General features: G+C 58.9%; 20 protein-coding genes. 13 read left to right on the top strand and 7 right to left on the bottom strand.

Annotation, left to right across the window (positions count from 1 at the left end):
• Nucleotides 1-12 precede the first annotated feature (12 nt).
• The 3 genes from fabB to ACR0MS_RS00245 are packed head-to-tail and all read left to right on the top strand — an operon-like array spanning nt 13 to nt 2290.
• Nucleotides 13-1242 (top strand): beta-ketoacyl-ACP synthase I, encoded by a 1230-nt coding sequence (gene fabB / locus ACR0MS_RS00255; protein WP_480567670.1) that lies wholly within the window; start codon nt 13-15, stop codon nt 1240-1242.
• A 5-nt stretch (nt 1243-1247) separates the two neighbouring features.
• On the top strand, nt 1248-2039 hold the full coding sequence (locus ACR0MS_RS00250; RefSeq protein WP_480567667.1) for an enoyl-ACP reductase FabI: 792 nt from the start codon (nt 1248-1250) through the stop codon (nt 2037-2039).
• Between the two features lie 59 nt (nt 2040-2098).
• Nucleotides 2099-2290 (top strand): hypothetical protein, encoded by a 192-nt coding sequence (locus ACR0MS_RS00245; protein WP_480567664.1) that lies wholly within the window; start codon nt 2099-2101, stop codon nt 2288-2290.
• A gap of 23 nt (nt 2291-2313) precedes the next feature.
• On the opposite strand, the gene ACR0MS_RS00240 is transcribed toward ACR0MS_RS00245, so the two are convergent.
• Complete coding sequence (locus ACR0MS_RS00240; RefSeq protein WP_480567662.1) at nt 2314-2742, bottom strand: FKBP-type peptidyl-prolyl cis-trans isomerase; 429 nt, start codon at nt 2740-2742, stop codon at nt 2314-2316.
• Between the two features lie 110 nt (nt 2743-2852).
• Between ACR0MS_RS00240 and ACR0MS_RS00235 the strand changes: the two genes are divergently transcribed.
• The 9 genes from ACR0MS_RS00235 (at nt 2853) to ACR0MS_RS00195 (ending at nt 11038) form a co-directional block, all read left to right on the top strand.
• Complete coding sequence (locus ACR0MS_RS00235) at nt 2853-3542, top strand: haloacid dehalogenase type II (protein WP_480567659.1); 690 nt, start codon at nt 2853-2855, stop codon at nt 3540-3542.
• Complete coding sequence (locus tag ACR0MS_RS00230; RefSeq protein WP_480567657.1) at nt 3539-4366, top strand: alpha/beta fold hydrolase; 828 nt, start codon at nt 3539-3541, stop codon at nt 4364-4366. Before ACR0MS_RS00235 ends, ACR0MS_RS00230 begins: the two co-directional genes overlap by 4 nt.
• On the top strand, nt 4363-5337 hold the full coding sequence (locus tag ACR0MS_RS00225; protein ID WP_480567655.1) for a threonine ammonia-lyase: 975 nt from the start codon (nt 4363-4365) through the stop codon (nt 5335-5337). Before ACR0MS_RS00230 ends, ACR0MS_RS00225 begins: the two co-directional genes overlap by 4 nt.
• A gap of 59 nt (nt 5338-5396) precedes the next feature.
• On the top strand, nt 5397-6185 hold the full coding sequence (pcaD, locus tag ACR0MS_RS00220; RefSeq protein WP_480567653.1) for a 3-oxoadipate enol-lactonase: 789 nt from the start codon (nt 5397-5399) through the stop codon (nt 6183-6185).
• A gap of 23 nt (nt 6186-6208) precedes the next feature.
• Nucleotides 6209-6934: an alpha/beta fold hydrolase gene (locus tag ACR0MS_RS00215; RefSeq protein WP_480567651.1), complete on the top strand. Its 726-nt coding sequence runs from the start codon at nt 6209-6211 to the stop codon at nt 6932-6934.
• A gap of 77 nt (nt 6935-7011) precedes the next feature.
• Complete coding sequence (locus ACR0MS_RS00210; RefSeq protein WP_480567648.1) at nt 7012-8211, top strand: TCR/Tet family MFS transporter; 1200 nt, start codon at nt 7012-7014, stop codon at nt 8209-8211.
• Nucleotides 8212-8293: 82 nt separating this feature from the next.
• The gene (locus ACR0MS_RS00205; RefSeq protein ID WP_480568583.1) at nt 8294-9388 is read left to right on the top strand and encodes a Zn-dependent alcohol dehydrogenase; all 1095 of its coding nucleotides are present in this window, start codon (nt 8294-8296) and stop codon (nt 9386-9388) included.
• A 21-nt stretch (nt 9389-9409) separates the two neighbouring features.
• Complete coding sequence (locus tag ACR0MS_RS00200; RefSeq protein ID WP_480567646.1) at nt 9410-10642, top strand: mandelate racemase/muconate lactonizing enzyme family protein; 1233 nt, start codon at nt 9410-9412, stop codon at nt 10640-10642.
• Nucleotides 10643-10750: 108 nt separating this feature from the next.
• Entirely contained in the window at nt 10751-11038 is a 288-nt protein-coding gene (locus ACR0MS_RS00195; RefSeq protein ID WP_480568580.1) for an ArsR/SmtB family transcription factor, read from the top strand.
• A gap of 5 nt (nt 11039-11043) precedes the next feature.
• Here ACR0MS_RS00195 and ACR0MS_RS00190 read toward each other — a convergent pair whose 3' ends face one another.
• The gene (locus ACR0MS_RS00190; RefSeq protein WP_480568577.1) at nt 11044-14040 is read right to left on the bottom strand and encodes an ABC transporter transmembrane domain-containing protein; all 2997 of its coding nucleotides are present in this window, start codon (nt 14038-14040) and stop codon (nt 11044-11046) included.
• A 244-nt stretch (nt 14041-14284) separates the two neighbouring features.
• Between ACR0MS_RS00190 and ACR0MS_RS00185 the strand changes: the two genes are divergently transcribed.
• On the top strand, nt 14285-14644 hold the full coding sequence (locus tag ACR0MS_RS00185) for a DUF3307 domain-containing protein (protein WP_480568574.1): 360 nt from the start codon (nt 14285-14287) through the stop codon (nt 14642-14644).
• 86 nt (nt 14645-14730) lie between these two features.
• On the opposite strand, the gene ACR0MS_RS00180 is transcribed toward ACR0MS_RS00185, so the two are convergent.
• From ACR0MS_RS00180 to ACR0MS_RS00160, 5 genes are all read right to left on the bottom strand, one after another.
• The gene (locus ACR0MS_RS00180; RefSeq protein ID WP_480567643.1) at nt 14731-16035 is read right to left on the bottom strand and encodes an NAD(P)/FAD-dependent oxidoreductase; all 1305 of its coding nucleotides are present in this window, start codon (nt 16033-16035) and stop codon (nt 14731-14733) included.
• Entirely contained in the window at nt 16032-16706 is a 675-nt protein-coding gene (locus ACR0MS_RS00175; RefSeq protein WP_480567640.1) for a TetR/AcrR family transcriptional regulator, read from the bottom strand. The genes ACR0MS_RS00180 and ACR0MS_RS00175 overlap by 4 nt, the downstream gene beginning before the upstream one ends.
• Nucleotides 16707-18248 carry a trimethylamine methyltransferase family protein gene (locus tag ACR0MS_RS00170; protein WP_480567637.1) on the bottom strand — a complete coding sequence of 514 codons (1542 nt, stop codon included), beginning with the start codon at nt 18246-18248 and terminating at the stop codon, nt 16707-16709.
• A 2-nt stretch (nt 18249-18250) separates the two neighbouring features.
• A complete protein-coding gene (locus tag ACR0MS_RS00165) occupies nt 18251-20653 on the bottom strand; it encodes a GcvT family protein (RefSeq protein ID WP_480567635.1) in 2403 nt (800 codons plus the stop codon).
• A gap of 110 nt (nt 20654-20763) precedes the next feature.
• Entirely contained in the window at nt 20764-21393 is a 630-nt protein-coding gene (locus ACR0MS_RS00160) for a glutathione S-transferase family protein (protein WP_480567632.1), read from the bottom strand.
• Between the last annotated feature and the right edge of the window lie 15 nt (nt 21394-21408).

Below are 21408 nucleotides of genomic sequence, written 5' to 3'. Positions count from 1 at the left end.
AGGAGCACGCAAATGCGTCGAGTAGTTGTCACCGGTTTGGGGGTCGTGTCCTCCATCGGGAACAATGCCGAAGAGGTTCTGGCCTCTCTCAAAGCTGGCAAGTCCGGCATCGAGGCCAATGACCAGATGGTTGAACACGGCTTTCGCAGCCAGATCGCCGGGTCGCTCAAAATCGACGTGTCCGAGCATGTCGACAAGCGCACGCTGCGGTTCATGGGGCCCGGCGCGGCCTATGCGCATATCGCCATGTCGCAGGCGATCGCTGATGCCGGTCTGACCGAAGATCAGGTCGTGAACCCGCGCACAGGTCTTGTCGCAGGTTCGGGCGGTCCGTCAACCAGCGCAATGCTGACAGCGCATCAGACTGTGCTGAAAAACGGCGCAACCAAGCGGATCGGGCCATTCGCCGTACCCAAGTGCATGTGCTCGACCATCTCAGCCAACCTTGCGACGGCGTTCAAGATCAAGGGAATCAATTACTCGATCACGTCGGCCTGCTCGACCTCGTTGCACTGCATCGGGAACGCGGCGGAACAGATCATGCTGGGCAAGCAGGACGTGATGTTCGCTGGCGGTGGTGAAGAGCTGGACTGGACCCTGTCCTGCCTGTTCGACGCAATGGGCGCGATGTCGTCAAAATACAATGACACGCCCGAGAAAGCCTCGCGCGCGTTTGATCAGAATCGCGATGGATTCGTGATCTCGGGCGGCGGCGGCATCGTCGTGCTGGAAGATCTGGATCACGCTCTGGCCCGAGGCGCAAAAATTTATGCCGAAGTCACAGGTTATGCTGCAACGTCTGACGGCCACGATATGGTTGCCCCGTCCGGCGAGGGCGGTGAACGCGCCATGCGTCTGGCCTTGGGCACCCTGCCCGAGGGCCGGAAGGTCGGCTATATCAACGCCCACGGAACCTCGACCCCGGTCGGAGACGTTGGCGAAGTCGAAGCTGTGCGGCGTATCTTTGGTGAAGGCAACGTGCCTCCGATTTCATCTACCAAGTCGATGACGGGCCACGCGCAGGGGGCGGCAGGTGCGCTCGAGGCAATTTTCTGCCTGCTGATGTTGCACCATGACTTCATTACGCCGTCGATCAACGTCGACACTCTTGCCGAAGGCATCCTGCCCGGTGAAATTGCAACACAAGTGGTTGAAAATGCAGGTTTGGACAGTGTCATGACCAATAGCTTCGGCTTTGGCGGCACGAACGGGTCCATGGTTCTGTCCAAGTATAACGGGTGAATATGATGTCGGATCTTCTCAAGGGCAAACGCGGCCTGATCATGGGCGTTGCGAATGACCGCTCGATCGCGTGGGGCATTGCCAAGGCCATGCACGAGGCTGGCGCGGAACTGGCATTCACCTATCAGGGCGAAGCATTCGGTAAGCGGCTGGAGCCTTTGGCTCAAAGCCTCGGCAGCGATTTCATGGTCGATGCGGATGTCACCGATGACGAATCGCTGGACCGTGCGTTTGGTGAGCTAGGCGAACGCTGGCCGACGATTGATTTCGTGGTCCACGCCATTGCCTATTCGGACAAATCCGAACTGACGGGCCGCTTTCTGAACACCACACGGGCGAATTTCAAACACTCGATGGATGTGTCGGCTTATTCCTTCATCGAGGTCGCGCGCCGCGCCTATCCGTTGATGAAAGACAATGGCGGTACGTTGCTGACGCTGACGTATCAAGGCTCGAACCGTGTCGTTCCGAATTACAACGTCATGGGCGTGGCCAAGGCCGCGCTGGAATCTGCGACGCGCTATCTGGCCAACGATCTTGGCCCCGAGGGTATCCGCGTCAACGCCATCTCGCCCGGTCCGATGAAGACGCTGGCTGGCGCTGCCATTGGCGGTGCGCGCAAGACCTATAAGTTCTGCGACCAGAACGCGCCGATGCGCTCGAACGCGACGCTCGAGGCTGTGGGCGGCACTGCTGTCTACCTGACATCCGATGCCGGCGCATGCACTTCGGGTGAAATCATCCGCGTCGATGGCGGTTTCCACGTTCTGGGCATGCCCCAGCCCGATCACATGTGACCCGAACTTTCCCTGCCGGTGCCAAGATTTGACCATCTTTCACCGGCAGTGATAGCGGCATGAGCAAAGCCGAACATATTATCGCAAGTAGCCCGCGCGTTTCCCGTTTCCGCCGAAAGCAGGGCTTTTTGGGGGTTCGCGGTCGCGCCGCATTGCTGACCCTGACAATGCTGCTGATGCTGTTTGTATTCTTCACGCAACCGCATGTTCGCGCTGCATTTGAGTCCTGGACCAGCCTGGTGACAGGCTGATCCAAGCCGAACCTTGCGTGGGCTCAGTTTATCGACACAACCTCGATATCGAAAACCAGGTCCTGCCCCGCCAGCGGGTGGTTTGCGTCCAACGTGACTGTCGCGTCGTTCGCCTCGACCACCGTCACCGGCAACACCTGCCCGTCGGGGGCCTGCATCTGCAACTGCGAACCCGGCTCCAGCGGAATGTCATCCGGGATGCCTTCGCGCGGAATGCTCTGACGCATCGCGGGGTTGATCGGGCCATAGGCATCCGTGCAAGCGATCTCGACCCGCTTCTTTTCACCCACTGACAAGCCTGGCATAGCGCTATCCAGACCGGGAATAATCTGACCCGAGCCGACAACGAATTCCAACGGGTCACGCCCATCCGAGCTGTCAAAGACTTTGCCGTCCAACAACGTCCCGGTGTAGTGAATGCGAACCGTGTCGCCTTGCTTGATTGCGGTCATATTGGCCTCCGGCCTGAAAAAGGAATGAGCGGCCAACCCTAGGGTGTGACACGGCATTGTAAACCCTTCGCTCTTTTGCCAACCTGCGCCGGACGAATTGAGGGGATCACATGCCGATCAAAACCTGTGTTTTCGATGCTTACGGAACGCTGTTCGACGTCGCGGCGGCCGCACGTCAGGCTGCTGCCGAACCCGGCTTTGAAGCATTGCAGCAGAAATGGCCGGAACTGGCCAATTACTGGCGCTTGAAGCAGTTGCAATACACTTGGTTGCGTGCTGTAGCGGATGCCCACGCAGATTTCTGGGATGTCACGCAAGACGGGTTGGATTGGGCGCTTGAGGCAACCGGCCTTGACGGAGACAGCACGCTTCGCCAACGGCTCTTGGACTTGTACTGGCAGTTGCAGGCATATCCCGAAGTCCCCGAGATGTTGCGCGCGCTGAAGGCCGGAGGGTTGCAAACCGCCATTCTATCCAACGGTTCCCCCCCAATGCTTGACGGCGCGGTAAAATCCGCAGGCATCGGGGACGTGCTGGACGATGTCCTGTCGGTCGAAAGCGTTGGCGTCTTTAAACCCCACGCAAGCGTTTACGATCTTGTGCAAGGCAGGTTCGGCGGCGAGCGGGACGAAATCCTGTTCGTCAGCTCCAACGGGTGGGACGCAGCCGGGGCATCCGGTTATGGCTTTACCACCGCCTGGGTCAACCGAGCGGGTGAGCCGATGGACCGCTTGCCATGGAAACCCGCACATATTCTGACCGACCTGACGACGATTCCCCAACTGGCTGGACTTGAATGACTTTTTTCACCACAACGGATGGCAGAAGCATCTATTTCGATGACAACGGCGCGGGCCAGCCGGTGCTTTGTCTGGCGGGCCTGACCCGCTGCAGCCGGGACTTTTCGTTTCTGGCACCGCATCTGACGGGTATGCGGATGATCACAATGGACTACCGCGGTCGCGGCAACTCGGACCGCGACCCGGACTATATGAATTACAACATTTTTCGCGAATCCCACGACGCGATCGAATTGCTGGACCACCTCGGCCTCGACAAGGTGTCGGTGATCGGAACATCCCGGGGCGGTTTGATCGCAATGGCGCTGGCCGCCAGCCACCCCGAGCGTTTGTCGGCGGTGGTTCTCAACGATGTCGGCCCGGTTCTGGAATTGTCGGGCATCGCCAAGATCATGGACTACGTTGGCAAACAGCCCGTATCCAAGACCTATGACGACGCCGCAAAGGTCCTGCAGCAGTTTATGGAGCCGACCTTCCCCGGTGTCCCTTTGCAGCGTTGGCGACAGCAGGCCGAAATCCAGTATGAACAGACGGGTGACGGGCTTGCGATGCGGTATGACCCTGCGCTGCGCACCGCGTTGCTGGAACAGGCGGCGACAGGGGCCGTCCCGGATATGTGGATGTTCTTCGAGGCGCTTCATGACACGCCAACCGGTGTGATACGGGGCGAGAATTCGGATATTCTTGGCAAAGAAACGCTGACGGAAATGCACAAGCGCCACCCCGGTCTTATCTCGGCAGAGATACCGGATCGCGGGCACGCCCCGTTTCTGGACGAACCTCAATCGCTTGACCTCATTCACAAGGTACTGGACGCTGTATGAGCTCGCTTGACATGATCGAAGCCGCGGCCGAGCGGTTAAAAGGCCACGTTCGGGAAACTCCGATTCTGACCTCTCCGTTTCTGGATGAGATCGCGGGGCGTCGTGTTCTGGTGAAACCGGAATGCCTGCAACACACCGGCAGCTTCAAGTTTCGCGGGGCGTGGTCGGCGATTTCGGCCATCGGCGAAGCGGATCGCAGGCGCGGTGTGATCGCCTATTCCTCGGGGAACCACGCGCAGGGGGTTGCGCATGCCGCTGCTTTGCACGGCACGTCGTCGGTCATTGTCATGCCGGCGGATGCGCCGCAGTTGAAGATCAACAACACCCGCGCGTTGGGCGGCGAGGTTGTTCTTTACGATCGCGCGAATGAAAGCCGGGAAGACATTGGCGAGGCGCTTGCGTCTGAACGCGGCCTGACCCTGATCCGCCCCTATGATGAGCCGCAGGTAATCGCAGGCCAAGGCACAACCGGCCTTGAGATCGCACGCCAAGCCGCGTCCTTGGGTGTCGAACAAGCCGATGTTCTGGTGTGTTGTGGCGGTGGCGGGCTGACGTCAGGAATCGCGCTGGCGCTTGAAGGGCATGCCCCGGGTCTGCGCGCCCGGCCGTGCGAGCCCGAGGGGTTCGACGATGTGAAACGCTCTCTGGCGGCTGGGCACATACAGAACAACGCCGCGTCGTCGGGGAATATCTGCGATGCGATCCTGACACCGCAACCAGGCCAAATCACCTTTCCGATCTTAAAGAGGTTGTGCGGCCCGGGGTTTTCCGTCACCGAAGACGAAGCGATGCGGGCCATGGCGCTTGCCTTTCTGCGCCTCAAGATTGTGTTGGAACCGGGCGGTGCAGTATCATTGGCCTCGGCCCTTTTCCGCAGCGATGAAATCAAGGGCGACGCGGTCATAGTTGTTGCATCGGGGGGCAATACGGACCCCGAAGTCTTTGGGAAAGCACTGGAATTCCTGACCTGACAGCGGACGCAGGATAAGTCAGATTGTGAATTCCACGTGTGACGAATGGGGATTAAGTCATGCAGATCGCCGAGATCGGAGATATTGGCATCCATTACCGGGTCGACGGTGACCCAAATGGCGCACCCGTGGTTTTCGCCAATTCTCTGGGTACTGACCTGCGCCTGTGGGATGCCATGCTGCGACATTTGCCACCGGGCCTTCGGATCATCCGGTATGACAAGCGTGGGCACGGCCTGTCGTCCTGCCCACCCGCGCCTTATTCGATGGGGGCGCTGATCCGCGACGCCGAAGCACTGCTGGATCTTCTTAAGGTTCGGGATTGTGTCTTTGTCGGTCTGTCCATCGGCGGCTTGATTGCGCAGGGGCTTGCCGTGAAACGCATGGATCAGGTTCGCGCCTTGGTCCTGTCGAACACGGCTGCAAAGATCGGCACGCCCTCAATCTGGCAGGACCGGATGAACGCCGTGCGTGAGGGCGGGATCGAAGCGCTGGCTGACGCCACGATGGAGCGTTGGTTTTCAAAGCCGTTTCAAGCGTCCCCGGACCACTTGCTTTGGCGAAACATGATGGTGCGCCAGCCTGCGGACGGCTATCTGGGCTGTTGCGCCGCCATCTCGGGCACCGATTTCTACACGCCGACCAGCGGCCTGAGATTGCCAACGCTTGGAATTGCCGGCAGCGAAGACGGCTCGACCCCGCCCGATCTGGTACGCGAAACCATCGACCTGATCCCCGGCTCGCGATTCGAGCTGATGCGGAGGGCTGGCCATCTTCCTTGTGTTGAACAACCTGTCGAATACGCGGCCCTGCTTCAGCGGTTCATGGCCGACATAGGACATATTTAGACGTATTTTGAAGGAGCGGTATTTTGGCGGATTTCCTTTTGGTCCACGGGTCGTGCCATGGTGCGTGGTGCTGGCGCGACGCGATCCCGGCGCTGGAACATCTGGGCCACTCGGCCCGCGCGATTGACATGCCCAGCCACGGCTCGGACCCGACACCGATTTCAGAGGTCACGCTGCAAAACTGCCGCGATGCTGTTCTGTCCGCCAGTTCCCCACAGACGATTGTCGTCGGGCATTCCTGGGGCGGCTATCCGATCAGTGCAGCAGCCGAGGCCAACCCGAAAGGCATGAAAGCACTGGTGTATCTGTGCGCTTATGTGCCCCAAGATGGTCTGTCGATGATCGAGATGCGCCGGAATTCACCAAGGCAGACAATCGGCGACGCGGTCGAAAAATCCGCGGATGGTTTGTCCTATTCTGTCAAACCAGATTGCGTTCAGGCGCTGTTTTACCACGACTGCCCACCCGCCACGGTGCCCTACGCCCTGGCACGTTTGTGCCCACAGGCCATTGCACCTCAGGATACGCCGCTGCCACTTGGTGACAAATTCGGGCAGGTTCCAAAGGCCTATATCCGCACCTCCGATGACCGCACGGTTCCAACCGAGTACCAGGAACAAATGAGCCATGCCGCGCCCGAGCACATGCGATACGTGATCGACAGCTCGCACTCTCCGTTCTTTTCTCATCCGGGCCGTTTGGCCGAAATCCTTGATGAAATAGCAAATTCGTTTCCGATCAGCCCCTGAGATTTTCTTAAACCGGGATTTTCCTTGTCAGACGACTGTGGTTAAGGTCCTGCCAACGTGTCCTTTTCCCGGTTGCCATGCGCCTGCCTTTCTTTTTTGTCCTGCTGACAGTCATGATCGACGCCATGGGTATCGGTCTGGTTCTGCCAATCATGCCCGACCTGATTGTCGAAGTTCAGGGCGGAACGCTGGCAAGTGCCGCGATCTGGGGCGGCATCCTCAGTACCTCATTCGCTGCGATGCAATTTGTCTTTGGCCCCATTCTAGGGAACCTGTCAGACTCCTATGGCAGACGCATTGTTCTGCTGGTGTCCCTGTTTGTCATGGCACTGGACTATGTCGTGATGGCCGTCGCCGGAAGCATCTGGCTGTTGCTGGCCGGTCGGATTGTCGGGGGCATAACGGCTGCCACCCACTCAACCGCTGCGGCATTCATGGCCGACGTATCGAAGCCGCAAGAAAAGGCGGCCAACTTTGGTCTGCTGGGGGCCGCCTTTGGTGTCGGCTTTGTCCTCGGCCCCGTGATTGGCGGATTGCTGAGCGAATACGGAACCCGCGCGCCATTTTGGGCCGCGGCAATACTGTCTTCACTGTCGTTCATCATCGGGGTGTTTGTCATGCCGGAAACGGTCACTGACAAAACCCGTCGACCCTTCAGCCTGCGCCGCGCCAACCCTGTCAATTCACTGCGCGCAATCGCTGAACTGCCGGGCATTCGGCCGTTGCTGTGGGTGTATTTCCTTTATTCGGTTTCGATCTATGTCTACCCGGCAATCTGGGCCTATTTCACGACCGAGCGTTTCGGCTGGTCCGCGCAGATGATCGGCCTGTCTCTGGGTGTCTACGGGATTGGAATGGCCGCCGTGCAAGGTGGATTGATCCGCCCCGCGACCCGATATCTTGGCGAACGTGTTACCATTATCTGCGGCATGGCTTTTGAGATTGTCAGTTTTCTGGTGTTGGGTTTTCTCACGAACGGATTGATCGCGTTGCTTTTTATCCCCATCACGGCGCTCGGGGCGGTTGTCACACCTGCGCTGCAGGCGCAGATGTCGCGCGCGACGCCGGATTCGCAGCAAGGTGAACTTCAGGGCGTTCTTACATCGCTGCACGCCCTGTCGATGGTGATTTCGCCGCTGTTGATGACCAGCGTGTTTGCGCAGTTCGTCAAACCCGGAGCCGCACTATATCTGCCGGGGGCTCCGTTCCTGCTGGCAATGGTTTTGATGATCGTTGGATTTATCATGTTTTTGCGGGCGCGCCCCCTCAAGGTGTAACAACGACCCTTAAATGACGGTTTCCGTCTTGCAGAGCGTCCCCGACCGCGCCACCGTGATCCAAACGAAACGAGGGGAAGCCATGCAGACGATCAAGGCCGCCGTATGCCGCGCGTTCAACGAACCATTGGTGATCGAAGATGTGCAACTTGCGCCACCCGGACCGGGCGAAGTTGAGGTGACCTTGGACGCAGTGGCGATCTGCCATTCCGACATCTCATATGCAAGCGGCGCGTGGGGTGGATTTCTGCCTGCCGTATACGGACATGAGGCCGCTGGACTCGTCACCGCAGTCGGCAGTTCCACCGACGGATTCAAGGTAGGCGACGCTGTCGTTGTCACGCTGATCCGGGCCTGCGGGTCCTGCCCGTCCTGCGCAGGTGGCCAGCCGACGATATGCGAAACGCCATACGACACGGTCAAGGGTCCACTGAAGACCTCAAAGGGTGAGCCGCTGGAACAGGCGATGGCCTGTGGTGCGTTTGCGGAAAAAGTGGTGGTCAGTCACCGGCAGATTGTCAAAATCCCGCAAGGCATGCCCAAAGACGTGGCCAGCCTGTTGTCTTGCGGGGTGATTACAGGGGTCGGTGCCGCCGTGAATGCAGCCGGTCTGCGCGCTGGTCAGGATGTCGTGGTCATCGGCGCGGGTGGCGTCGGACTGAACGCCATTCAGGGGGCCCGCATCGCCGGGGCTCGGCGCATTGTCGCCGTCGACATGACCGAAGAAAAACTTGCGATCGCGCAAGAATTCGGCGCAACCGATGGCGTTTTGGCGACATCCAAGGCTCCGTGGAAAGACGCCTACAAAGCGTTGGGCGGGCGCGGTGCCGATGCCGTTCTGATTACGGTTGGCGCGATCCCCGCTTATGACCAAGCTGTCAGATACTTGGGGCGCGGAGGCAAAGCCGTCATGATCGGCATGCCCCATTCCGGAGATACAGCCAGCTATGAACCCGTCATTCTGGCCGCTTTGGGCCAGGGCTTGATCGGGTCCAAGATGGGCGACGTAGTCATTCAGCGTGATATACCGTGGATGATCGACCTGTATGAACAGGGCCGGTTGAAACTGGACGAACTGATCTCGGGCCGCTGGTCTCTGGACCAGATCAACGAGGCGATCGCGGACACCAAAACCGGATCGGCCAAACGCAATGTCATTGTGTTCGACAGGGCCTGACACAACGCGGGGAGAACCGGGATGAAGCTGCAGGACCTCGATATCATCGTCACCGCACCGCCTGCTCCGGGCTGGGGCGGGCGGTACTGGATTCTCGTGAAGCTCACGACCGACACTGGGATCACCGGTTGGGGGGAATGCTATGCTTCATCGGTCGGCCCTGAGGCGATGCGCCATGTGATCCGCGATGTGTTCGAACGGCACATGATGGGCGAAAACCCCGAGAATATCGAACTGATGTTCCGCCGCGCCTATTCCAGTGGGTTTACCCAGCGCCCGGACCTGACCGTGATGGGCGCGTTTTCGGGCCTTGAGATCGCGTGCTGGGATATCCTTGGCAAAGACCGGGATCGGCCTGTCTATGCCTTGCTGGGCGGGTTGATGAACCCGCGCATCCGGGCCTACACATATCTTTACCCCCTGCCACAGCATACCCTAACCGATTTCTGGACCGCTCCAGATCAGGCCGCGGAATGTGCAGTCGAAATGGTCCGGCGTGGTTTCACGGCCGTAAAGTTTGACCCAGCTGGCCCCTACACAATTCGCGGCGGCCACATGCCTGCGATGACCGACATTTCAATGTCCGTCGCATTCTGCAAGGCGATCCGTGATGCTGTGGGAGACAAGGCAGACCTGCTATTTGGCACCCACGGTCAATTCAACACGGCAGGCGCGATCCGCTTGGGTCAGGCTTTGGAACCCTATGCCCCGCTTTGGTTCGAAGAACCGACCCCGCCCGACATGATCGAAGACATGTCCCGCGTCGCCCGAAATGTCCGCATCCCTGTCGCGACCGGAGAGCGCATGACAACCAAGGCTGAATTCGGCGCTGTTTTGCGGGCGGGTGCGGCTGAGATTTTGCAACCTGCCCTCGGTCGCGCGGGGGGGATATGGGAGATGAAGAAGGTCGCGGCCATTGCCGAAGTGTTTAATGCGCAGATGGCCCCACACCTATATGCCGGACCGATAGAATGGGCCGCCAATATCCAACTGGCAGCGTCAATCCCGAACCTGTTGCTGTTGGAAACCATCGAAACGCCATTTCACGATAGCCTGATCAAAGGCACGCTTCGCGTCGAGGACGGGTTCGTTACAGCCCCAACCGCGCCCGGCCTGGGGATCGACGTGGACGAGGAACTGGCCCGCGCGCATCCGTTCACGGGCGATGGGCTGCACCTGCAAATGCAGGAAGAACCCTGCGACTATGTCAACGGAAACGCGTTTCAGGGCGGTGCACCAGCAACCGAGGGGTGACAAGCCCCCGCGATCTAGGGCATATTGGACCAACCCCCAGTTGCGAACAGGCTGCGCGTGACGCTCGAAGAAGACAACATTCAGGACACCGACGACGCCCTGTCGGATATGAAGGACAGCGCCGCAAATGCTGCGGCGTTCCTCAAGGCGTTGGCGCATGAAGGCCGCCTGATGATCCTATGTCATTTGGGAGACGGCGAAAAATCCGTCAGCGAGCTTGAACGGCTTCTGGGGACGCGGCAGGCGGCCGTTAGCCAAATGCTTGCGCGGTTGCGTGGCGAAGGTCTGGTTTCGACCCGCCGCGAAGGGAAAACAATCTACTACTCGCTTCAGGACGGCAACACCGCACAAGTGATCGGCCTGCTTTACGACCTGTTCTGTAAACCCGAAAGCTGAGCAGCCTAGTTCGATACGTATCCCGCGATAACCTGCAACAACTTGAACGCGGTTGCCGCGTCGTTTTCGACAACGGCCAGAAATTCTTCTTCACCGATCCGCAGGCAGGACAGTTCCGTTTCCGCAATCATGCTTAGGGCGCGAGGTTCTTTTCGGATCAACCCCAGTTCGCCTACCAAAGCACCAGCGCCGACCGTCGCAATCAGTTGATCCGGCCCGCCCGCCTGAGGCAGGTACAGCCCGGCCTCTCCTTCCAGCACGACATACGCGCCATCTGTCGGCTGATCGTCTTTCAGGAATACAACTTCGCCCGGTTTGGCATCGAACCAGCGCGCTCCAAATGCCAAGAGGCGCAACTGACGTCGGTCCAGACCGGAAAACAAGGGCGTCTGCTCTAGCGCCCGCAACTTGCGCGCAAGGTCAGCCGAGGCTGCACTGTCTTCCTCCACGTCCGCGGGCCCTTCATCCGAAACAACCCGACCTTGCCTGATTTCGACATACATGTCGAATACGCCGGGATTGTCGAATTGATCATTCAGATAGATGACCGTTGTATCGGGCAGCAATGAACGCAGGTTCTTATAAACCGCGACCTGAGTTGCCATGTCGTAGCTTGCCAACGCGTTTTCCAGAATAAGAATGTCCGGCTTCTTGATCGTCGCACGCGTAAAGGCCAGCGGCTCGGCAAACACTGCGGGCAAGTTCTGGCCGCCCAAGGCAACCGGCACGTCATAGATCAGTTCGACCACCAAGGGGCGCGCACCGTTTTGGTCCAGCACATCGACGATCAGCTTGCGCACCTCGTCCGAGCGTGCCCCGCCGATTTGACTGACTTTACCGAACAGGGCGTTCTCCATCACCGTCAGACCCGGTGCAAATGCTTCGGCATCCAGAGGGGCAAATACGTCGTGCAGCGTTTCCAGCAGCTTGTGAGAGTGACTGTGCCGCAACTCGAGGATGCGGTTCTTAAGCTCCTCCGTGAACGCGGGTCCGATCTGTTCGGCGGATATGACAACCGGAACGGCCAGCAGGTTGGCAAGCTGGTCGTCGTCCAGCCCCGATACACCTTCGTCGCGGGTCCGCTCCAGCAATTCCACCGCGCTTTCGTAGGTTTGAACCTCAAGACCCAGCTTGCGGAACAAAGGGTGGTCGGTCCCGTCCAGACCAAAGATCTGGCGCAGCATATCGACCACGTCGCGCGTCAGGTTGACCAGCGTTTCATCCAGCCCCAGCTCACGCAGTTGACCCAAAAAGACGGGCTGACGGGCCAACAGTTCCTGCGTGACAGGCACGCGCGGCGTGGCGAACAGAAGGTTCTCGGCAACTGGCAAAGCCGCGTTATAGGCATCACGGTCAAAAACCAGCGCCTGCTGTTCAAGACCTGCATCACGCACGGCTTGTTGGACGATCGGGCGCAGCTCGACCAGTTTTTCGGCCAGCTCGCGATGTTCCTCGACATCAAAAACCTGCTCTGATCCGCGCTGGAACAGCGCAGCGCCAGACCCCATCCCGTCAATCAGTTGCAGCCACCAGTCACGCAGCGCATCCGCGCTCTCAACCCCGGCCAGAGATGGGTCCAGCCATTCGGTCTGGAACGGGTCACGACTGTTGCCAGCCCTTTGCGTTTCGGCAAATCCGGGATCATCCGTTTTGTCCGACAGTGGTTTAAACCGCATGGGCATCATGACGTTGTCGCCCAGCGTTCCCTGAAACATCACAGGCCGGGACGACGCGTAACCGATCCGAGTGGCAACAACGCTTTGATGGAGGCCAGACAGGTTATGCCCCCCGATACCGACGCGACCTGCACTGGGAAGGATTTCACGCGTCAGCAGTTCTGCAATCGCGCGGCGGTCTTCTTCACTTGGGGCGGCGATGCCGATGGTTTTACCCCCCGGGAAGGTCAGATTCAGATCGTCAAGAACCTGATTGCCGTCCATGTCCCGCACCGAGACATGATCCAGAACAACATCGGCGTTCAAATGAGGGCGTTCTTTTGGGTCGTCCTCGAACAGCTTTTCATCCAGCATGCCGGGCGGGGCAAAACGGTCTATCACCACGTCCCAGCGCAGCGACATGTCCTGCGTCTGGTTGTAATAGGTCAGCAACTCTTTCCAGGGAGAACTGAGATCCTTATACGCCGCAAGTGCTGCGACAAGGGCACCCAGCGAAACCGACCCTTGCAGCACCAGCAAGCCACCGACCAGATAGAACATGAACGGCGTCAGCTGAGAGATGAAGTTATTTATGAACTTCATAAAGAACTTCTTCTGGTAAATCTCGAACCGGATACCGAACAGACGGCCCAGTTGATCCGAGATCATGGCGCGGCGATACCGCCAGCCGCCATTGGCCCGCAGCGTCGACGCCCCGGCCGCATTTTCACCGATCTGGGCGGCAAGAACGCGCACTTCCTGAATGCGGCGTTTGTTGAGCAGGTTGATCTGGCGCTGCAGTTTGGGGATCAGCCATGCCTGAACCGGGATCAAGGCAACGGCCGCCAGCCCGAACCAGACGCTTTGCAGGAACAGGAAGGACAGAATTGTGATCATCTGCCCGGCTTGCAAAACCGGCTGGCTGATCGCGTCCCCCATCAAGCCGCCCATCGGCTCGCTTTCGGCGGTGACCATGGACACCATCTCGCCCTGGCTGACCCGTTCGAAATAGGGCTGCGGGAAGCGCAGGGCGCGGCTGATCAACTGATACCGGAATCGCCGCAGCATACGTTCGCTGAGAACGCCCTTCATCGTGTTGATGCGCATCTTCATCAGGCCATGGGCAAGTACCGCTGCCAGAAACGCAAAGCACAGGATAATCAGAAAAGTCGTCTGCGGCAGGCTGTAACCCAGGACGTCAACAACAGGGCTGGAGGCACCGATCGCGTCATTGATGATACGTTTGGGCAATTCCAGCGTCAGGTAAAGCAGCGGAAACAACGTCGAGGTCACGGCCAGAAGGATAAGCTGGTCGCGTTTCGAGTACTTCCAAATAAACCGGAAAATAGTGCGTTCTATGGAACCTGCCCCTGTTGCGGATCACTGATCCGATCCTGACGTGTGCGTTGCAAATCCAACTTTGTGATTTTACCGCAATCGCGTAAGAATACGCAAATAGTTTCCAATTTGATCAGATAATTGCCGAGTGTGAACAAGATCATTTGCGCAACCATAAATATGCACATACTGTTGTTCACAGGACGATATCGGGAGGTCTAATTTGCCTGCCAATTTAGGCGCTGTGTTTTTGATGCTCTGTCTTTTGCAGATCAAACACATGTTTGCGGACTATTATCTCCAAACGCCCAAGATGCTGGCGGGGCGTGGCGAGTATTTCCATATGGGACGCGCTCAGCATGCCGCCGTGCATGTTGTGGGGTCTGTTTTGGTGTTTTTGATCTTTGGCGCGCCGTGGTCCTTTATCCTGATTATTGCTGCGCTGGAATGGGTCGTGCATTTCAATATCGACTTTGCGAAGGCAAGCTATTCTGACAAGAAACAACTTATGCCAACCCAGGCCGCGTTCTGGCGCGCCGCCGGGTTGGATCAGTGCCTGCATAACTTGACCTACGTGGCCATGGTTTGGGCCTGGGTGAAGTTCGCGGCTTAGAACGCTGGTCTGCCTTTTGATTGGCCGCCAGCTTTGCACAAGCTGACGGCTCTGTTTTCCGCTCATCCATATCGGCTGAACCGAGTTTAGCCCAGAACCGAAAAACTGCTCTCTTCGTTGATCGGTCTTTTGCGTGAGTAGAACCCAACATCAATCGAGCGTTTGATATACGGCAGCTCAAACTGCAACGGCTGGGCATCGTGATCCGCACCACCTTCGCAATAGTCGATCAGGGCTGCCATCATCTTACCTGCAATCGGCGCGTTTTTGTATTGGTTCCCGCTGGTGCCGCAAGCCATGTAGAACCCCGGCAGGCTGGACTTGTCATAGATCGGAATCCAGTCGGTGGACGCATCGTACAAGTCCACGACACCGCGCGTTTTCGACGGAATCCCAAGGCTGGGCACCCGCTGCGCGTAGCGCATGGCCTGTGTCGTCCATTGATCCGTAAAGTCGTGGTTATAGTGAACGTCATCCTCGCACCACTGATGCGGATCACATTCGGGATCTTCCGAGCCGATCAGGATGTGGTTGCCATGCTCGGGCCGACAATAGAGGGCAATATCGCTGTCAGAGACGATTGTACCGTCATGTTCAAAGTCGAACCCTTCGGGAGACGGAACATGCACGACCTCCTGCCGCAAGGGGCGGGTTTCAATCGTCATGTCGTCCAGCACACCCGCCATCTTGTTCACGATCGCCGAACCTGGCCCCGCAACATTTACGACCACCTTGGCGCGGATTTCCACGCCCGAGGTCAGTTTGACGCCCGCAGCACGTCCGTCCTCGACCAGTATCTCGACAACCTCGGCCCCTGTACGCACCTCGGCCCCGTGTTGCTTTGCCGCGTCCATCAGGTTTTGCGCCGACAGTGCCGGGTCGGTGACATATCCTGCCTGAGGCCAGAACACCCCGCCCCGCATCTTTCGCCCGTTCGGTTGCCCGAAGTCAGGGTCGTCCATTCGACGCGCGGGTGCGTAGCTTTCCAGCGAATACACCGGCAGGCGTTCCGTGATCTTGTCAGGCGACCATTCCTCGAACGGACAGCCCAGATCGGCGCTGTTAGCCATGTGTTTTTCCAACATTCCATTGGCGTCGGTTTTCATCACAAGACACCCGGTCTCGCGGAATTGCGCGAGGTTTGCGTCCTCGGGCAAGCCCAGATACGCGGCCCAATCACGCCAATAATGATATCCCTCCCACGCAAAGGCCGTTCCATCGAAGGTTGAATAGTGCATCCGAATAATCGCGCAGGACCCTGCAGTCGAGCCGTGGCCAACCTGACTGTTTCGATCCAGAGACAGGGTTTTCCAGCCCGCCTTGGCCATCTCGAACGCGATGGCGGCACCGATTACTCCGGTTCCGATGATGATTGCGTCTGGTTGGCTCATGCTGGGTCTCCTTTCCAGTAGCGCATGGAATAGGCGCTGAATTCTTCGATTTCCTCGGGTCGCGGTTCAACCCCGGTAAAGACGTACAGGTAATGCGGCACCATCGAGATCCGCACAGACATGGGTTCGTTCAGTTGCGCCAGATCGTAGCCGATCTGCATATAGTACAGCACGCGGGCGCGGGTTTCGGCCTCGATCTCGGAATAGCCATAGCGTGCGAACATTGCGTGCAGCGCCTTCAGTCGCCGGGCGTCAGACTGATCCAGCGCGCGGCGCACTTTGCCTGACTTGCGCGCCCAATCGCGCACCGCGAAATCCAGCGCCGTATCGAACAGGTCCGTATTCACCACGCAGCGATGCACATTGCACACCGCACCAGTGATGGTGTCCGCCGGTGCTTCGGCCTGTCGGATCAACCCGGCGGTATTGGTTGCCTGCCACCGTTCGAGCAATGCATCCATCAACTCCTGACGCGATTTAAAATACCAATAGAAGGACGAGCGGGACACGGCCATCCGTTCGGCCAGATTCAGGACCTTTATCTGATCCACGCCATCCGAAATCAGAACGTCCATCGCCACGTTCAGCCAGTCATCGCGCGTGACCTTGATATTGCCGACCAGCGGTTCGGCTTTGGGGTCATCACGGTGGAGGATTGGTTTACTGCTCATTCAACTCTCGGGCGGCGCGCCGCCCTCCTCTGTGCGTCGGGCGATGAACGCGTGCAGATCACCCAGCCGGTCCGTGTTCTGGACGGGGGATTGGAAATTGGCAAGGATGTCCTTCCAGACGCCGGTGGCCCGGTGATTGGCATCGACGGCCCCGCGCTCGACCCAAGTTCCGAAATTGGCATAGTCATGCAGGTGAGGTTGGTAGAACTCGGTGTTATAGCGCTCCATCGTCTGACTGGTGGCAAAGAAGTGACCGCTTGGGTCGACTTCGCGCAACGCTGTGTCAAACCCGATCTCGGATGCTCCGGCCTGCGCACCGTTGCACAGCTCGGCCACCATATTCAGCACTTCGGCATCGCTGACCAGTTTCTCGTAAGACACGGTCAGCCCCCCTTCGAGCCACCCGGCCGAGTGGATGATCACCGTCGCCCCGGCCATCAGACAGCCCCACAGACCAAACTGGTTTTCATTCGCCGCCTGCACGTCGTTGATGTTCGAGGCTGACCCCGCCGCCGACCGCCACGGCAGCCCCAGATGTCGCGCCAACTGACCGGCCGCCAGCGACGCCTGAAAATGCGAGGGCGTCCCGAAGGCGGGCGCGCCGGACTTCATATCCACATTGCTGGTAAACGTCCCATAGCAAACCGGCGCGCCGGGGTTGGCCAGTTGCGTCAGGGTCAGCGCGGCCAGCGCCTCGGCATGGGACAGCGTGATTGCCCCCGCCACGGTGATCGGGGCCATCGCCCCCATCAATGTAAACGGCGTGATGATCGAGATCTGGCCATGGCGTGCAAAGTCTATCAACCCCTGCGCCATCGGGATATCCAGCGTGCGCGGGCTGTTGGTGTTGATGATCGTGTAACACTGCGCGTCCGATCGGAATGCGTCATCCGACAGGCCCCTTGCGGTGGCCAGCATCTGAAAGCAATCCATCACCTGCGGTGTTCCGCGCGCAAAGAAGAACGGGAACTTGTCCGTCAGTTCCATCTGCGCGCGCGTGGTAAAATAGTGGCGCAGATTGACCGGCACGTCCTGCGGTTCAACCAGAGGCGAGATCATCTGGAACACGTCGAAATGATGCGTCAGCTTCAGGAACTCAAGATAGTCCCGCCCCGATCCGGGCCGACGTCCGCGTTCAAGATCAGTGGCATTGGGGGCCGCTGCGCCGGGTTGAAAGACCAATGATCCCAGTTCCAGCGTGAAGTCCCGATGCCGCGCCCCCGCCCGGCAGGAAATGCTTTTGGGGGCCGAGGCGACGGCGGCCTCGACCATATCCGCGCCGATAAAGACCATTTGACTGTCTTCATCCACCTTTGCCCCGGCTTTGGCGAACAGCACGCGCGCTTCGGGCAGCAGGACCTTGATGCCCAGTTCCTGCAACAGACGCAGGGCCGAGGCGTGCATGTCCGCGATCTGATCCGCCGGGAAAACCTCCATCGGCGGAAAGGGATTTCTAAGCTGGCGATAATTCACATCCCGCTTGGGCGCGGGGGCCGCCTCGGTCCCGCGTCCCCGTCTGCGTCTGCCGCGTTGCGTTTCCATGATTAGCCCCGCATCGCTTTGCCGTGCGGATCATAAGGTGATGCCGCGATCACCCGCGCGGGGCGCTCTACTCCGACCACATGAACCGACAGGTCAGTCCCCGGATTTGCCTTCTCGCGGTTGACCAGCGCCATCGCCAACGATTTGCCAGTGTAATGGCCATATCCACCCGACGTCACGAACCCGACCCGCTCACCATTTGCCCAAACGGGTTCATACCCGCTGGCGTCCGCATCCAGCGCATCAACCTCCAGCGTGACCTGAACCTGCGCGGGGCCATTGCCATCGCGTTCGGCCAGTGCCGCCTGCTTGCCGACGAATTCCTTGTCCCAGTCGATCCAGCGATCCATGCCCGTCATGCCTGGCGTGTAAAGCTGTGTGAACTCTGCCGACCAGATCCCAAAGCTCTTTTCAAGGCGGGTCGACAGCATCGCGTTGAAGCCGCATTCGCGAATGCCTTCGTCTGCCCCGGCTTCAAGCAATATGCGGCGTAGCTTGATGTGATCACCGTAACGGCAGTTAATCTCATACCCCTGTTCACCGGTGACCGACATGCGAGCGACGCGGGCGCGCACCAAACCGATGTCGAAATCCCCGCAGCCCATAAACTTCAGACCTGAGATATCCTGCTCGGCCAGTTTCTCGACCACGGCCTGAGATTTCGGGCCAACGACAGCAAACCCGCAGTACTCCTCGCCCAGATCGCGAACGGTAACACCGTCGATCATGTGGTCGTCGAACCACCGCATATGCCAGGCCCGCAGATAATAACTGCCCATAATCCACCACGTGCCATCACCCCAGTTCAGCACGGTCAGATCACCCTTGAGCCGACCATTTTCGCCCAGCATCGGGGCAAGCTTGGCACGCCCCGGTGCTGGCAGTTTCGAGGCCATCACCTTATCGAGCCAGATCTGCGCGTTGGGGCCGCTGACCTCGAACCGCGAAAAGCCGGAGATATCCATCAGGCCGGCGCCCTCACGGATCACCTTGCACTCCTCGGCCACGATGTCATGCGCGTTCGAGCGTTTCAGGGTCGGCGTCTCCTCGAACCCTTTGGGCGCAAAATAGAGCGGTACTTCCAGATCCCAACTGACGCCCCATTTGCACCCGGCCTCAGTCATCGCATCATGGGCAGGGGCCATTTTCAGTGGACGGCCTGCGGGCAATTGCTCGTTCGGATAGGTCATCACGAAGCGGCGGGAATAGAACTGCCCCGTCGTCTCGCGGATATACCGCTTGTTCTGTGCAAAGTCGCCAAAGCGGGCCACGTCCATGGGCCACGCATCGGCCTCGGGTTCGCCATGGATCATCCATTCGGCCAGCGTCTTGCCGACGCCGCCCCCTTGCAGGAACCCGGCCATCACTGCACAGGCCGACCAATAGCCCCGCTTGCCGGGCACAGGCCCGACCAGTGGGTTGCCGTCTGGCGCAAAGGTAAACGCGCCGTTGACCCATGTCTTGATGCCCACATTCTGGATCGACGGATAGCGTTCAAAGCCTAAAGTCAGCTCATTCTCGATCCGGTCGAGCTGTTCCTGAAACAGTTCCTCGCCATAGTTCCAAGGCGCGCCGTCCATGGCCCAGTGTTCATGCTCGACCTCGTAGATACCGACAAGCACCCCCTTCTGGTCCTGCCGCATATAAGTGAACCCTTCGAGGTCCACGGTCATCGGCATCTCAAACTCTGCCTGCGCAACCTCGGGCACCGTATCGGTGATCAGATAGTGATGCTTCAGCGGCGAGACCGGCAGTTCGACCCCGGCCATGCGCCCCACTTGCTTGGCCCAAAGACCCGCCGCGTTGACCACATGCTCACAGGTGATCGTGCCCTTATCTGTCACCACCTGCCAGCCGTCTGCCGTCTGTGTCAGGCTTTCGACCTTGGTTTCCTCGTAATACTCCGCACCGCGTTTTTTGGCCGCTGTTGCGTAAGCCTGCACCGTCCCGGTCGTATCGATATAGCCCTCGCGATCCGCCCACATTGCGCCTAGCACGCCATCGGTGGACATGATCGGGCAGCGCTTCTGCGCCTCCTCAGGGGACAATAACTCGCAATCGTCGATGCCGATGGATTGGAAGATGCGATAATTCGCTTGCAGCCACTCCCACCGTTCGGGCGTGCCCGCCAAAGTCAGACCTCCGGTCATGTGCAGACCGATATTCTGGCCAGATTCCTTTTCGATCTCACTCAGCAGATCGATCGTATAGGCCTGCAACGCCGCCATGTTCGGGTCGGCGTTCAAGGCGTGAATACCACCCGCCGCGTGCCACGAAGACCCTGATGCCAGACGTCGCCGCTCCAGCATCACCACGTCCGACCAGCCAAACTTGGCCAGATGATACAGAACCGAGGCGCCCACAACGCCGCCCCCGATGACCACAACACGATACTGAGATTTCATCCTGCACTCCCCTGCATGACTCGCAAGGGACGCTAGACGCACTGTTCACTTCTGTCTAGACATTTCTGTACAGTTCTGATCACCAAAACCCAACAAGCCAGAACGGTCCTTTAAAGCTGGGCGCTGGCGCGCGACCCCACCTTGTCAAACCAGGCCAGAGTCGCGTTGTTTTCCTGAGGAATTTTCATTTTTATCACGCGCGCGAAATCGACAAACACGAAGGTCGAAATATCGGCCAACGTAAACACGTCACTCGCAACAAAAGCACTTTGGGCAAGCCGGTCTTCCAGAATATCGAAAAACCGCGCGACTCGCGCTGTGCCGCGCTGGGCCAGTTCGGGGATCTGAGCGTGACTCACCGGTCCGGGTATGGCCCGGCCTTCAAACGCCGGGTGAGTGTTGCGGAGCGCTTCGGCAATCGGCGCGCCGCCTTGTTGCTCGACAATACTGTTCCACATCAGAACCGACCCTTTTTCGTCCGGTGTCCGCCCCATCAAGGGCGGTTCGGGAAAGCGCGCCTCAAGATAGGCCGCGATACCGAGATTCTCAGTCAGCGCGGTCCCCTCGTCGGTCACAAGTACTGGAATTGTGGCGTTTGGATTGACGGCCCGAAATTCCTCGCTCAGTTGCTCGCCCTTGGCGATAGAGATGTCGCGGGTCTCAATCTCAAGCCCTTTTTCGGCGATGAACATCCGTGCGCGGCGTGGGTTCGGCGCGGTGGAGCAATCATAAAACAGCATCAGAAAATCCTTTTC

Source organism: Ruegeria sp. CJ2, assembly GCF_056536745.1.
This window is presented reverse-complemented; position numbering and strand designations above follow the sequence as displayed.

Coding starts and splice junctions, on each gene's coding strand:
- ACR0MS_RS00210 (WP_480567648.1), top strand. CDS start 7,012: ATGCGCCTGCCTTTCTTTTTTGTCCTGCTGACAGTCATGATCGACGCC.
- ACR0MS_RS00195 (WP_480568580.1), top strand. CDS start 10,751: ATGAAGGACAGCGCCGCAAATGCTGCGGCGTTCCTCAAGGCGTTGGCG.
- ACR0MS_RS00160 (WP_480567632.1), bottom strand. CDS start 21,393: ATGCTGTTTTATGATTGCTCCACCGCGCCGAACCCACGCCGCGCACGG.
- ACR0MS_RS00170 (WP_480567637.1), bottom strand. CDS start 18,248: ATGGAAACGCAACGCGGCAGACGCAGACGGGGACGCGGGACCGAGGCG.
- ACR0MS_RS00240 (WP_480567662.1), bottom strand. CDS start 2,742: ATGACCGCAATCAAGCAAGGCGACACGGTTCGCATTCACTACACCGGG.
- ACR0MS_RS00245 (WP_480567664.1), top strand. CDS start 2,099: ATGAGCAAAGCCGAACATATTATCGCAAGTAGCCCGCGCGTTTCCCGT.
- ACR0MS_RS00180 (WP_480567643.1), bottom strand. CDS start 16,035: ATGAGCCAACCAGACGCAATCATCATCGGAACCGGAGTAATCGGTGCC.
- ACR0MS_RS00165 (WP_480567635.1), bottom strand. CDS start 20,653: ATGAAATCTCAGTATCGTGTTGTGGTCATCGGGGGCGGCGTTGTGGGC.
- ACR0MS_RS00235 (WP_480567659.1), top strand. CDS start 2,853: ATGCCGATCAAAACCTGTGTTTTCGATGCTTACGGAACGCTGTTCGAC.
- ACR0MS_RS00185 (WP_480568574.1), top strand. CDS start 14,285: ATGCTCTGTCTTTTGCAGATCAAACACATGTTTGCGGACTATTATCTC.
- ACR0MS_RS00230 (WP_480567657.1), top strand. CDS start 3,539: ATGACTTTTTTCACCACAACGGATGGCAGAAGCATCTATTTCGATGAC.
- fabB (WP_480567670.1), top strand. CDS start 13: ATGCGTCGAGTAGTTGTCACCGGTTTGGGGGTCGTGTCCTCCATCGGG.
- ACR0MS_RS00175 (WP_480567640.1), bottom strand. CDS start 16,706: ATGAGCAGTAAACCAATCCTCCACCGTGATGACCCCAAAGCCGAACCG.
- ACR0MS_RS00200 (WP_480567646.1), top strand. CDS start 9,410: ATGAAGCTGCAGGACCTCGATATCATCGTCACCGCACCGCCTGCTCCG.
- ACR0MS_RS00250 (WP_480567667.1), top strand. CDS start 1,248: ATGTCGGATCTTCTCAAGGGCAAACGCGGCCTGATCATGGGCGTTGCG.
- pcaD (WP_480567653.1), top strand. CDS start 5,397: ATGCAGATCGCCGAGATCGGAGATATTGGCATCCATTACCGGGTCGAC.
- ACR0MS_RS00225 (WP_480567655.1), top strand. CDS start 4,363: ATGAGCTCGCTTGACATGATCGAAGCCGCGGCCGAGCGGTTAAAAGGC.
- ACR0MS_RS00205 (WP_480568583.1), top strand. CDS start 8,294: ATGCAGACGATCAAGGCCGCCGTATGCCGCGCGTTCAACGAACCATTG.